This window comes from Tropicimonas sp. IMCC6043, assembly GCF_004146235.1.
Taxonomy (GTDB): Bacteria; Pseudomonadota; Alphaproteobacteria; order Rhodobacterales; family Rhodobacteraceae; genus Tropicimonas.
In genome coordinates, this window is record NZ_SELO01000006.1 from 26210 (window position 1) to 39263 (window position 13054).

Consider the following 13054-nt stretch of genomic DNA (forward strand, 5'->3'; position numbering starts at 1 on the left):
GGCGCAGCGTCAGACCGCGTGGAAGGGAACGAAGTCCTGGCCGCTCAGGCTCTCCCGCGGCAGCGACCGCCCTCCAAACTGGCTCCGGTAGAGCTCCCCGACCGCGGCGCTGCCCTGGTAGGCCTCGAGTTTTCCGTCCGGAAAGAAGACGACGATCCCGTCGTCGGCCTCGTGTACCGGCAGGTATTTTGCCTGCGAGCCGTGCAGAATCATCGGGTAGCCGATCGCCATGTTCACCCAGTTCTGCACGTCGATGAAATGCCGGCCGCGCGCGTGGTCCTGCCCCGCCAGTTTTCCCCACGTCCGGACGTTCTCGGACGGGGTGTCCATCGGGACGATGTCGTAGAGGTCATAGTCGCCGTGGATGGGCTTTCCGGCGGCGATCAGCCCGGAGGAGGTGAATTTCACGCAGGCCCAGTAGGGGTCGCCTTCCCGCAGCTCGAGGAAATACTGCCGTCCGCCCGGCACATAGGTCATCTCGGATAGCGCCTCTGCGGAAGCGAGTTCCGGCGCCAGCATCTCGTTGCTGAATTTCGCCCAATTCTTCCTGGCGCCCTCGAACTTGCCCGCCTCATAGGCGTTCTGGCCCGCAAGATGCGGGTTTGCCACCAGGCCGCCGGGAACGACCACGCCATCGGGGCGCTTGAAGTCGAAATCGGTGGTCTTGGCCTTGCAGTCGATCCGCTTGGCCGCGGCGTAGGCCTTGCCGACATGCCTCAGCGACATTCCCTTGGTGACGCGCACCGCGATGGCCACTTTCCCGCGCTGCGCGGCCGAGAAGAAGGCCCTACGATGAGAAGACAGAACACCGTAATTCTCCGGAACACTGGCCATGGCAAACCTATCTGGTAATGGAATACCCGAAAATACTGCGGGCGGACGGGCGGCCGGTCAACAAAAAGCCGGGCGCCTGCGCTCAGAGCCGCTCGAACGCCGCCCGCTGTCGCGCCGTCCAGCGGAGGTCAATCTCCCAGCCGTCTTCGCCCTGACGCTCCGCTGTCACCACATGCGCCTCGTGAAGCCAGGCATGGCGCCGGCCTTCGGAAAACGCGAGATGCAGGGTCTCGTCGGTCCGCACGCCGTCGAGCGCTTCGGTCACGCGCGCGACGAGCTGGTCCAGCCCGGCACCGGTCACGGCCGAGAGAGTCAGCACTTCGGGGCGGCGCTCGGCCAGCACCTCGAGCGCCGGGCGACGGTCCTCGGGCACCAGGTCCATCTTGTTCCAGACCTCCAGCCGCGGTGTCTCGTCCGCGACGCCGAGATCGTGCAGGATCGCCTCGACATCCTCGGCCTGCTCCTCGCTTCCGGGATGGCTTATGTCGCGGACATGCAGGATGAGATCAGCCGAAAGCACCTCCTCGAGCGTCGCGCGGAAGGCGGCGACGAGCTGGGTCGGCAGGTCGGAGATGAAGCCCACCGTGTCTGACAGGATGATCTTCTGCCCGGTGGTCAACGTGACACCGCGCATCGTCGGATCGAGCGTGGCAAAGAGCATGTCCTTGACCAGCACCTCGGCGCCGGTCAGCCGGTTGAACAGCGTCGACTTGCCGGCATTGGTGTAGCCCACCAGCGCCACCACCGGAAACGGCACCTTGGCGCGAGAGGCGCGGTGCAGCGCGCGCGTCTTCACCACCTTGTCGAGCTGGCGGCGGATGCGGGTGATGGCCTCGTCGATGGCGCGGCGGTCCGCCTCGATCTGGGTCTCGCCGGGGCCGCCAACGAAGCCGAGTCCGCCCCGCTGACGCTCGAGGTGGGTCCAGGCGCGCACCAGCCGGGTGCGCTGATAGGAGAGCGCGGCAAGTTCGACCTGAAGCACGCCCTCGCGCGTCGCCGCCCGGTCGGCAAAGATCTCGAGGATGAGCCCGGTCCGATCGAGGAGCTTGACGCCCCATTCCTTCTCCAGGTTGCGCTGCTGCACCGGCGTGACCGGCCCGTCGACCAGCACCAGCCCGACCTCCGCCGCCTTGAACCTTGCACCGAGTTCCTCGAGCTTGCCCGAGCCGAAAAGCGTTCCCGGCTGCGGCGTGCGCACCGAGACGATTTCGCTGCCGACGATCTCCAGCCCGGGCAAAGCCTCCGCCAGAGCGACGGCCTCGGCCAGGCCCGTCGCTGCATCGCGGCGGTCACGATCAGTCTGGATGTCCGGATGAAGGACAAAGGCGCGTTCGGCCGGGCCGGCAGTTGCTTTGTCTTCTTGCGCGTTGCGGGTCAGTCTTCGCCCTCGTAGAGGCTGATCGGTTGGGATGGCATGATGGTGGAAATCGCATGCTTGTAGACGAGCTGCGACTGTCCGTCGCGCCGCAGCAGGACACAGAAATTGTCGAACCAGGTGATGACGCCCTGCAGCTTGACCCCGTTGATCAGGAAGATCGTCACCGGGACCTTGGTCTTACGAACGTGATTAAGGAATGCGTCCTGCAAGTTCTGCTTATCTGCAGCCATTTTCTTGCCTTGTTTTGTTATCGTTGGTCGGTCTCGGTCTCTCGTTCCCGGGCGGCCGCCCCGCCCGTCGTGGCCACTATGGTATGTGTCGGGCGGAGTTTCCAGCCCGAAGAGTTTTGCAAAACGGAGGTGCGGCGCACCCGCCGCGACTCAGCGGCGCCAGAACTGCGGGTTGAACAGGGCGAGCAGCGCCAATGTCTCCAGCCGGCCGAGCGCCATGGCGATGACGAGGACAAATTTTCCGGGATCATCAAGGATTTGATAGCTTAGCGGGTGATCGAGAACGATCTGCGCCGCCGGGCCGGTGGTCGAGAGCGCAGCGATCGTCATGACGAGCGATTCCTCGAATTGGAGCCCGGTGAGCGCGAAGGCCGAGGCGACGGCGGCCATCGAGAGCGCAAAGAGCATGAAGAAGATCCAGGCCACATAGGCACCCTGCCGCCGCATTCGCCGGGCCGATTCGCCCATCCCGCCGACCGAAGAGGGATAGACGAGGCGCTCCATCTCGCGCGCCGAATGCTGGTAGAGCGCGAAGACGCGCAGGAGCTTCACCCCGCCGGCGGTGGTCGCCACGCCGCCACCGATCAGCGCCAGTCCGAGCAGGACAAGCCCCGGCGTCTGCAGCCCCGACCAGTTGCTGGCGATCTGCCATTGCGAACTGACGAAGCCGGTCGTCGTCAGGAAGGAGAGCACGTTGAACACGTCGCCCCAAAGCGCGTCGAGCGCCCGGGAAACCTGGTTGATCGTCTCGACCTCGTAGGCGCCAATCCAGTGGCGCAGGAACAGCAGGCTGGGCACGAGCAGCACTAGCACGAGGGCGATCCGCGCCTCCGGATCGCCCGCGAGGTTGCGCGCGCCGCGCGGCGTGAAGGTGCCGGCAAAGGTCTGGCGGCTGACGGCGAAGGGCAGGAAGAGAAAGATCATCATCTCGCCGGGGATGCCCGATTCGGCGTTGGTCAGCCCGCCGATCGGGCTGATCCCGCTGGTGGCCAGCGTCGACATCGCGTGGCAGACCGCGACGATGGCCGGCTCGTCGACCAACACCAGCAGCACTGTGAGGAGAAGCGTCAGAGACAGGTAAATCGGCAGAAGCTGAACCGACACCCGCAGCAGCCGCTCGCGCGGGTCACCGGCCGCGAGATGGCCCAACCGGCGCCCCGGACGCACGCCCGCACCGACCCGGTCGGAGGAGATCACCTCGAAACCGCCGAGGTTCATCGGTGCCAGCATCGCGAAGGCCGCGACCCAGGCGAGGAAACCGCCCATCCAGCCCACGAGCGCGCGCCACAGGTGCAGCACCGGCGAGAGCCGCTCGTGATCGAAGAGCGTGGCGCCGGTTGTCGTGATCGAGGAGACCATCTCGACCCAGGCATTGATGAAGGTCGTCGACTGCACGCCCTGCTGGAAGGGCACCGCCAGCATTAGCGGCAGAAGCGTGTAGGCGGCGACCAGCGCCGCGAGCTGGCTGCGGGCGACGCTGCGGATGCGATAGCCCGCGAGCGCGATGCCGAGAAGTGCTGTCAGCACCATGAAGAGCACAGCCGAGATGCCGAAGACATGCGCCAACCGCCACTCCTCCCGCGCCATCGCGTAGCCGGCCGGCACCAGCATTGCAGCCGCGCCGATTCCCATCATCAGGACAACGAGCGGCAGGGCGAGCAGGCGGGACATGGCGCGGACCGGCCCGTCAGAAGAAGTCGATGGAGACCTGCAGCAGGCGCTCCACTTCCGGCACGTCAGCGGTGAGCGAGAAGATCATCACGATGTCGCCCTCGGTGATGCGGGTGGTCGCGGTCGGCTTGATCGCTACGCCATCGCGCAGGATGGCGCCGACCAGCGCCCCCTCCGGGAAGTCGATCTCGCGGATCACCTTGCCGGAAATCGGTGAAGTCGAGAGCACCTGCGCCTCGATCACCTCGGCCTCCGCATCGCCGATCGAATAGACGCCACGCACCCGCCCATGGCGGATATGGCGCAGGATCGAGGAGACTGTGGTGGCGCGCGGGTTGATATAGGCGTCGATATCGAGCGGCTCCATCAGCGACGCCATGGTGGGATCGTTGACCAGCGCGATGGTCATCTTGCAGCCGAGCGTCTTGGCGCGGACCGCGGCGAGCAGGTTGACCTTGTCGTCGTCGGTCACGCAGATCACCGCGTCGGCCCGGTCGACGCTGGCCTCGGCCAGCACGTCGGCATCCATCCCGTCGCCATGCAGAACGATCGTCCGCTCGAGCGCGTCTGCCGCCCGTTCCGCCCTCGCCCGGCTGTTCTCGATCACCCGCGCCCTGATCCGCCGCTCGCTCCGCTCCAGTGCCTGGGCGACCGACAGGCCGACATTGCCGGCGCCGATGATCACCACCCGCTCCTGCTTGAGAGCGGGCTTACCGAAGATGCCGAGCGTGCGCTCCACGTCGTCGCGGAAGGAGGCGATGTAGACCTGGTCCCGGGCGAAGAGCTGGTCGCCCGGGTCGGGCGCAAAGAGCTTGCCTTCGCGGCGCACCCCGACGACCACCGCGCGCAGGGTAGAAAACAGGTCCGTGAGCTGCCGAAGCGGCGTGTTGAGAACGGGACAATCCTCGTCGAGTACGATGCCGAGGAGTTGCACCTGTCCGTCGAGGAACCGTTCGGAATCGAAAGTCGAGGGCGCAGCGATCCGTTGCAGCGCGGCTTCGGCAACCTCGCGCTCCGGGCTGATGACCACATCGATCGGCATGTGGTCGCGCTTGTAGAGGTCCCGGTAGATCGCCTCGAGATAGCTCTGGGCCCTGAGCCGGGCGATCTTCCGCGTGACGCCAAAGACCGAATGGGCCACCTGGCAGGTGACCATGTTGACCTCGTCGGAATGGGTCGCGGCGATCACCATGTCGGCGTCGCGCGCTCCGGCGCGATCGAGCACGTCCGGGTAGCTCGCATGGCCGGCGATGCCCTGCACGTCGAGCGTATCGGTGGCCCGGCGCACCAGGTCGGGATTGTTGTCGACGACCGTTACGTCGTTCTGCTCGCCGGAGAGATGTCGGGCGATCTGCCAGCCGACCTGGCCCGCGCCACAGATGATGACTTTCATCGCGCCTCGCTCCCGGGGAAGCGCCCGGGGTTCAACTGGATGGGCAAGCCATGGCAGAGCAAGCAGGCCGGGTCAACGCCCCGGACCTGCGAACCCAAAAGCCTTGCACGGCTTTTGGCGGAGGTCTTCATTTCATCTTGCCCAGCCCGTACCGCCCTACTCGGCCGCCTGCGAATTCTCCTCGACATGCGCCACCCGGGTGCCCGCCTTGGACGAGGTCACCACGCCGAGCGACTTGAGCTTTCTGTGCAGCGCCGACCGCTCCATGCCGACAAAGGTCGCCGTCCGGCTGATATTGCCGCCGAAGCGGTTGATCTGGGTCAGCAGGTATTCGCGTTCGAAGAGCTCGCGCGCCTCGCGGAGCGGCAGCGTCGCCAGCGCGCCGGAGAGCACGATCCGGCCTTCCTCTGTCTCGCCCGGCTCCGCGCCCTCGAGTTCTTTCGGACCGATGTCACCCGAGGAATCTCCAAGAATCAGAACGCGTTCGATGACGTTCTTCAACTGCCGGACATTGCCCGGTAGGTGCATCGTCTGCAACAGCGCCACGGCATCCGCGCCGAGCCGGCGCAGCGGCAGGCCCTGGCTCTCGTTGAAGCCGGCAATGAAGAATTCTGCCAGCTGCGGGATGTCCTCGCGCCGTTCGTCGAGCCCCGGAACCCGGATCGGCACTACGTTCAGGCGGTGATAGAGTTCCTGGCGGAACTTCCCGGCGGCGATCTCCGCTTCGAGGTCCCGATTGCTCGAGGAAACGACGCGGATATCGACGCGGACCTTGTCGGTTCCGCCAACCCGTTGAAACTGCTGATCGACGAGCACCCGCAGGATCTTCGACTGGGTGCCGAGCGGCATGTCGGCGATCTCGTCGAAATAGAGCACCCCGCCATGCGCCTCTTCCAGAAGGCCAGGCTCGACACCGCGCTCGGCGCTCTCGCGGCCGAAAAGGACCTCCTCCATCCGTTCCGGCTCGATCGACGCGGAATTGACCGAAACAAAGGGCCCGTCGGCCCGGTTCGAGGCGGCGTGGATGTAACGCGCGGCCAGTTCCTTACCGGCGCCCGCCGGTCCGGTCAGCATCACCCGCCCGTTCGATTTGGTCACCTTGTCGAGCTGGCTCTTCAACGCCTTGAACGCGGCGCTCGAGCCGATCATCTCGGCCGAGGTCACGTCCTTGCGCCGAAGCTCCGTATTCTCGCGCCGGAGCCGCGACGTCTCCATCGCGCGCCGGATCACCACCAGCAACTGGTCAATATTGAAGGGCTTCTCGATGAAATCGTAGGCGCCCTGCTTGATCGCCGCCACCGCGATCTCGATATTGCCATGGCCGGAAATGATCACGATCGGGATCTCCGGCCTGTCGCGCTTGACCGCCTTCAGAATGTCGATCCCGTCCATCTTGCTGTCCTTCAGCCAGATATCGAGGATCATGAGCGCCGGGGGCTCGGACTCGATTGCGGCCATGCATTCCTCCGAACTGGCCGCAAGCCGAACCGAAAAGCCCTCGTCGCGCAGGATATCGCCCACGAGTTCGCGAATATCCCTCTCGTCGTCGGTGATAAGAATGTCGCCCATACTCTTGATCTCCCTCAACTTTATTTACTCAGCGGCCTGTTTGGCCACGGACCTGAGCGGCAGGCGGATCTCCGCCAGCGCCCCGTGGTGTTCGTTTCCCTCGAAGCGAGGGGCATCGTTCAGTTCCAGCGTTCCGCCATGTTCCTCGATGATCTTCTTGACGATCGGCAGGCCGAGACCCGTGCCCTTGGCCCGCGTGGTCACATATGGCTCGAAGAGCCGGCCGCGATCCTCCGGCAGGCCGATGCCATTGTCCGCCACCCGGACCACGGCCTGGTCTCCTTCGCAGCAGAGACTCACTCGAATCTCCGGAACATATCCGTCCGGAGCGCCCTTTTCCTCAAGGCTTTCAATAGCCTCACCGCCGTTCTTGATGATGTTCGTGAGCGCCTGGCCGATCATGGTCTCGTCGACCAAAACCGGTGTCACGCTCTCCGGCAGATCCCAGCTCAACGCCTTTCCGAGCTGTTGCCGCTGCAGCGTCACGGCGTCCCGCACCAGCCGAGTCAGATCGGATTCACGCCGGTCCGGTTCCGGCATGCGGGCGAATTTCGAGAACTCATCAACGATCCGCCGGAGATCGTTGGTCTGGCGCACAATGACGTCGGTCATCGATGAGAGCGCCTCCGAATCTTCCGCTTCGAGCTTGCGGCCAAATTTCCGCTTCACCCGCTCCGCCGAGAGTTGGATCGGCGTCAGGGGGTTCTTGATCTCGTGCGCGATGCGGCGGGCCACGTCGCCCCAGGCCGCCATCCGCTGCGCCGTTACCAGCTCGGTCACGTCGTCGAACGCCACGACATAGCCCTCGAGCCCACCGTCCGCGGTGCGCCTTTCGGCCAGCCGCACCAGCAGGCTCTCCATCCGCCCATTGCGGGTGATGCGGATCTCCTGCTGGGTCACGCTGCGCTCGTCATCCCGCAGCCGCGCCAAGAGGCCGGCGAATTCCGGCACCGCCTTGGCCAGCGCGTCGTGATGATCGCCGGCGTCGAAATCGAGCTTCAGAAGGCTCACCGCAGCGGGGTTCATGAAATCGACCCGGCCTTCGGGATCGAGCCCGATTACCCCCGCGGTGATCGAGGTCAGCACCGTTTCGAAGAGCCGCCGCCGCGCTTCAATCTGCGCGTTGGTTTCCAGAAGCGTCTCCCGCTGCGCGTTGAGCTGGCGCGTCATCTGGTTGAAGACCTGCCCCAGCGTGGCGATCTCGTCGTCGCCCTCGGCTTCGCGGACCTGCACTGTGAGATCGCCCTGGCCGACCGCCGTCGCCGCGGCCGCAAGTTGGCCGATTGGCCGGGAGAGACGCTCGGCATACCACAGGCCGATCCAGATCGCGGCGAGAATCAGGATCACCGCAAACCCGATATAGAGCAGCGAGAATTCGAACAGGATGCGGCCCCGCTCGCTCTCGAGCTGGTTGTAGAGGCGAACCGATTCCTGGGTATCGTCGAGCAGCGCGAGGATGTCGCCGTCGACGACCCGGCTGACATAGAGATAGCGGTCCGCGAAGGCCGAGAGCTTGCGCAGGGCGCGGAACTCGTCGTTCTCCCAGTCCTGGATGATGACCGTCTCGCCGGCCTCGGCGCGGTCGATGTCCTCCTGGGTCGGCTGCTCGAAATCGAAAAGGTAGGAACGCTCGCCTCGGGCCCGGATCGCCCCCGAGGAATCGATCACAAAGGCTTCCCGCAGCCCCCGCTGCACCTGGCTCTGCCCCTGGGCGAGGATCTGGCGCACCTCGCCGTCGGAAAGCGCGAGCCGGGTCGAGCGGGCCACGTTGATATAGGCGGCGAGCACGGATGCGTCTGCCTCGAGGTCGCGGACATGTTCCTGTTCATAGGCCTGGGCGGCAGCGAGCGAGGCGCCCACCACATTGCGCACCCGGTCGGAGAACCAGCCTTCGAGGCCGATATTGATCGTCAGCCCCGCAAAGATCGCCACCAGCACCGCCGGGATCAGGGCGATGACCGCGAAGGCGGCCGTGAGACGCAGGTGCAGCTTGGCGCCAGCGGATTCGGCGCGACGGGCGGCGAACATCGCCATGATGCGGCGCAGCACCAGCGCCGCCACGACAAGCACATAGACGAGGTCGACGAGCAGCAGGAGCCGGAGCGCCGGCGAGCCCGCCCCCTGTCCCAGCGGCCCCATCAGCAGGAAGGTGGCGACGACAAGAACCGGCGCGAGCACGACGAGCGCGAAGGTCGCGACGGTCTGAACCCGCCGCCCACGGCGCAGCCGGTTGATTCCGTCCCAATTCATCCCAACGGATGCGCCTGCCACGCCCTGATCCTCGTGATGATTTGGCCACCCAGATATCGGGGCATCCGGGCCGCCCACCGCCATATCCCGTGGTCTTTCCGAGGGACGTGCCCTCGATGCCACGGCTCTGTTGCGGTTTTACATCAACTTGCGGCGTCGTGTCACGCGAATATCGAGGTCGGTGATCTTCTTGCGCAGGGTATTTCGGTTGATGCCCAGAAGATCGGCGCATTTCGCCTGGTTCCCACCCGTGGCGTCGAGCGCGATCTCGATCAGCGGAATTTCCACTTCCTTGAGGATTCGCTGGTAGAGCCCCGGCGGCGGCAGCACGCCACCATGCAGGTCGAAATATCGCCGCAGGTGTTTGGCCACCGAGGCCGACAGCTTCTCGCCGTCGCCGCCGCCCACCAGAGGTTCGATCTCGGGCTGGTTGCCGAGCACCGCCTCGACCTCGGTCCGCCCGATTTCCTCCTCCGGCGAAGTGACGACGAGCCGGCGCACCGTGTTCTCGAGTTGGCGCACATTGCCGGGCCAGGAATAGGCGCGCACAAGGTCCATCGCTGCCTGCGAAAAGCGTCGCGTGCTGGCGCCGTCGCGCTCCGAGCGGGCGAGGAAATGCTCCGCCAGGAGCGGAATGTCGTCGACCCGCTCGCGCAGCGACGGCACGTTCAGCGTCACCCCGCCGAGCCGGTAATAGAGATCCTGCCGGAAGCTTCCGGCCTCCATCTTCTGCGTCAGGTCCCCCTGGCAGGTGGCCATCACCCGAGGCGCGGTGTCGGAGAGCGCATCGAGCATGCGGGTGATCCGGCCCTGGGTCTCGAAGTCGAGATCGGCCACCTCGTCGAACAGAACCGATCCGCCGCGGGCCCGGGCGAGAATCGTCGCCGGGCCATCGGACGCCGCAAGCTCCTCGGCGCCGGCGACCACGAAGGGAAGCGTGCGCCGGTCGGAGAAATCGTGGATTGCACGGGCGATGAGCGATTTTCCGGTGCCGGACTCGCCGGTGATGAGCACCGCGAGATCGGTGTTCATGACGCGGGCGACGAGCCGGTAGAGCGCCTGCATCACCGGCGTCCGCCCGACCAGCGGCAGGTCGTCGGCCGGGCCGGACTCGGAAGGCGGCTGGTTCCGCACGGGCGTCGCGCGGCGCTTGGTCTCCAGCGCCTTCGAGGCGCGCTTCATCAGGTCGGGAAGGTCGAAGGGCTTGGGCAGGTAGTCGTAGGCATCGGCCTCCGCGGCCTGGATCGCGGTCATGATCGTGTTCTGCGCCGAGATCACGATCACCGGCAGCCCGGGGCGCGCCTCGGAGATCTTCGGCAAGGTCTCCAGCCCATTGCCGTCCGGCATGATAACGTCGGAGATGACGAGATCCCCTTTGCCTTCCTCGACCCACCGCATCAGCGTGACCAGCGACGAGGTGGCGTGCACCTTGCACCCGGCCCGCGTCAGCGCCTGGGTGAGCACGGTGCGAATGGTGCGATCGTCATCGGCGACAAGAACAGTTCCGTCCATTCTCAGATCTCCTCCAGGTTTTTATCGGCCGTCTGCTCGGGGGCCACAGGCAACGAAATGCGGAAGACAGTGCGTCCGGGGGCGGACTCGACCGAGATCCAGCCCCTGTGTTCGGCGATGATCTTGCTGACCAGCGCCAGCCCCAGCCCGGTGCCGTTTTCGCGGCCGGACACGAAGGGTTCGAAGATCTCGTCCGCGATCTCGGGCGCCAGCCCCGGCCCGTCGTCGATGATCTCGATCTGAAGCGGCACGTGGCTGCTTTTCTGCCCTTTGCGCCGGACCCGGAGCGAAGCTTCGTAGAACGTGTGCAGCCGGATCTCACCACCCTTCCCGTCCGAGGCCTGGGCGGCGTTCTTCAGGAGGTTCTGGAACACCTGGAGCAACTGGTCGGCATCGGCATAGGTCGGCGGCAGGGATGGGTCGTAGTCCTCGATGATCCGCATATGCGCCGCGAAGCTGAGCACCGCCGACTTGCGCGCGCGGTCCAGCATGTCGTGGATATTCACCGGCTTCAGCAGCGGCGGGCGAAGGTTGCCGAACTGCTCGACCTGGTCGAGAAGCTTCACGATGCGCCGGCTCTCGGCGACGATCAGGTCGGTAAGTTCGAGATCCTGCTTGTCGAGATTCATCGACAGGAGCTGCGCGGCACCGGTGATTCCGGCGAGCGGGTTCTTGATCTCGTGCGCCAGCATCTCGGCCATGCCGATCGCGGATTTCGCCGCCTTGTCGGCCGAGATCGAGCGGCCGAGGCGGCCGGCGATCTCGCGCGGCGAGATCAGGAACAGCAGGCGGTCGGTGTCGTTGGAGATCGGCGCGACCTGAATGTTGCATTGCACCGGCGCCTTGTCGCCAGTTCCCACGTCGACATCGTTGATGAAGAGCGGCGAGCGGTTCTTGCGAACCCGCGCCAGCGCCTCCTCCACGGAAGCGTCAATGGCAAGCCGGTCATAGACCAGCTCGCCCTCGAGCGACTTGATCGTCCGGTTGAGGAACAGCTCGGCCGCCGGGTTCAGCTCGGTGATCCGGTCGGAGGGGTCGAGCAGCAAGGCGGGGATGGGCAGCGAAGCCCAGATCCGTCCGGTTCCGATCATCAGGCCGCCTCCCGTTCCGGGGCTTCGAACGCCCGCGCAATCAGCCGCCGGACCTCGGCATTGTCCGTCTCGGTCTGGAGCCGCCGGCGCAGGCCGGCCGGGTCTCCGGCGCAGTCGAGATACCAGCCGACATGCTTTCGCGCCATCCGGTTGCCGAGGACCGGCCCGTAGAAGGAGAGCATAGCCTCGAAATGGACGGCCACCAGCTCTGCCAGCGCACGGCCTTTCGGCACGTCCGGCGCCGGCGTGCCAAAGAGATCGGCCGCAATCTCGGCGAGACGCCAGGGCGCTCCCTTCGCGCCGCGGCCGATCATCACCCCGTCGGCGTTCGACCGGGCGAGAGCGGTGCGGGCGGACGCGGTGTCGGTAATGTCGCCATTGGCGATCACCGGGATCTTCACGGCCGCCTTCACCTCCGCGATCGCCGCCCAATCGGCATGCCCCTTGTAGAATTGCTGCCGCGTGCGGCCGTGCACCGTGACCATCCGCACGCCCGCCGCCTCGGCGATGCGCGCGAGATTCGCGGCGTTGCGCGTCGCGTCGTCCCAGCCAAGCCTGCATTTCAGCGTGACCGGCACCGAGACCGCACCCACGACCGCCTCGATAAGCCGCAGGGCGTGGTCTGGCTCGCGCATCAGCGCCGAGCCGGACGCGCCTGAACCGCTCGAGGAAGTCACCCGCTTGGCCGGGCAGCCCATGTTGATGTCTATGATCCGCGCCCCGTTCGCCTCCGCCAGCCGCGCCGCCTCGGCCATCCAGTAGGCCTCGCGCCCGGCGAGCTGGACGGCCGTGCGCGCGCAGCCATAGCCCAGCTCAGCCTTCTCCCGGGCCCCGGGTTTGGCCTGGACCATCTCCTGGCTCGCCACCATTTCCGACACCACCAGCCCGGCGCCGAACCCCGCCACCAACTGGCGGAACGGCAGGTCGGTGATACCGGCGAGCGGCGCCAGCAAAACCGGCGGTGCAAGCGCCATGTCTGCAACGCAAACCGTCAATTGCTCAATCCTTGTGCACACGATTCAGGTGCTATCGCGAATTCTTCTCCGACTACCAGTCAGAGTTGTGCGATACCTGCCCGAAAAACCGGTTTCGCACAACTTTTAGGCAATCATGCCTTCGAACGGCT

Annotated in this window: 10 protein-coding genes; all 10 read right to left on the bottom strand. The window is 65.9% G+C overall.

Annotated elements, in window-relative coordinates:
* Positions 1-9: 9 nt before the first annotated feature.
* On the bottom strand, positions 10-834 hold the full coding sequence (locus EU800_RS08335) for a hypothetical protein (protein ID WP_129630513.1): 825 nt from the start codon (positions 832-834) through the stop codon (positions 10-12).
* An 82-nt stretch (positions 835-916) separates the two neighbouring features.
* Positions 917-2212: a GTPase HflX gene (hflX, locus tag EU800_RS08340; RefSeq protein ID WP_129630515.1), complete on the bottom strand. Its 1296-nt coding sequence runs from the start codon at positions 2210-2212 to the stop codon at positions 917-919.
* Positions 2209-2442, bottom strand: a complete 234-nt coding sequence (gene hfq, locus EU800_RS08345; protein ID WP_080616433.1) for an RNA chaperone Hfq — start codon at positions 2440-2442, stop codon at positions 2209-2211. The genes hflX and hfq overlap by 4 nt, the downstream gene beginning before the upstream one ends.
* Positions 2443-2592: 150 nt before the next feature.
* Positions 2593-4113, bottom strand: coding sequence for a potassium transporter TrkG (locus EU800_RS08350; RefSeq protein WP_129630517.1), 1521 nt, complete (start codon positions 4111-4113; stop codon positions 2593-2595).
* Between the two features lie 16 nt (positions 4114-4129).
* On the bottom strand, positions 4130-5506 hold the full coding sequence (gene trkA / locus EU800_RS08355; RefSeq protein WP_129630519.1) for a Trk system potassium transporter TrkA: 1377 nt from the start codon (positions 5504-5506) through the stop codon (positions 4130-4132).
* Positions 5507-5662: 156 nt separating this feature from the next.
* Positions 5663-7075 (bottom strand): sigma-54 dependent transcriptional regulator, encoded by a 1413-nt coding sequence (locus tag EU800_RS08360; protein WP_129630521.1) that lies wholly within the window; start codon positions 7073-7075, stop codon positions 5663-5665.
* A 24-nt stretch (positions 7076-7099) separates the two neighbouring features.
* Positions 7100-9325 carry a PAS domain-containing sensor histidine kinase gene (locus EU800_RS08365; protein ID WP_129630804.1) on the bottom strand — a complete coding sequence of 742 codons (2226 nt, stop codon included), beginning with the start codon at positions 9323-9325 and terminating at the stop codon, positions 7100-7102.
* Positions 9326-9463: 138 nt separating this feature from the next.
* Positions 9464-10837, bottom strand: coding sequence for a response regulator (locus EU800_RS08370; RefSeq protein WP_129630523.1), 1374 nt, complete (start codon positions 10835-10837; stop codon positions 9464-9466).
* Positions 10838-10839: 2 nt separating this feature from the next.
* The gene (locus EU800_RS08375; RefSeq protein ID WP_129630525.1) at positions 10840-11928 is read right to left on the bottom strand and encodes a nitrogen regulation protein NR(II); all 1089 of its coding nucleotides are present in this window, start codon (positions 11926-11928) and stop codon (positions 10840-10842) included.
* A complete protein-coding gene (dusB, locus tag EU800_RS08380; protein WP_129630806.1) occupies positions 11928-12902 on the bottom strand; it encodes a tRNA dihydrouridine synthase DusB in 975 nt (324 codons plus the stop codon). Before dusB ends, EU800_RS08375 begins: the two co-directional genes overlap by 1 nt.
* Positions 12903-13054 lie beyond the last annotated feature (152 nt).

Coding starts and splice junctions, on each gene's coding strand:
- trkA (WP_129630519.1), bottom strand. CDS start 5,506: ATGAAAGTCATCATCTGTGGCGCGGGCCAGGTCGGCTGGCAGATCGCC.
- EU800_RS08375 (WP_129630525.1), bottom strand. CDS start 11,928: ATGATCGGAACCGGACGGATCTGGGCTTCGCTGCCCATCCCCGCCTTG.
- dusB (WP_129630806.1), bottom strand. CDS start 12,902: ATGGCGCTTGCACCGCCGGTTTTGCTGGCGCCGCTCGCCGGTATCACC.
- EU800_RS08365 (WP_129630804.1), bottom strand. CDS start 9,325: ATGAATTGGGACGGAATCAACCGGCTGCGCCGTGGGCGGCGGGTTCAG.
- hfq (WP_080616433.1), bottom strand. CDS start 2,442: ATGGCTGCAGATAAGCAGAACTTGCAGGACGCATTCCTTAATCACGTT.
- EU800_RS08370 (WP_129630523.1), bottom strand. CDS start 10,837: ATGGACGGAACTGTTCTTGTCGCCGATGACGATCGCACCATTCGCACC.
- EU800_RS08350 (WP_129630517.1), bottom strand. CDS start 4,113: ATGTCCCGCCTGCTCGCCCTGCCGCTCGTTGTCCTGATGATGGGAATC.
- EU800_RS08360 (WP_129630521.1), bottom strand. CDS start 7,075: ATGGGCGACATTCTTATCACCGACGACGAGAGGGATATTCGCGAACTC.
- EU800_RS08335 (WP_129630513.1), bottom strand. CDS start 834: ATGGCCAGTGTTCCGGAGAATTACGGTGTTCTGTCTTCTCATCGTAGG.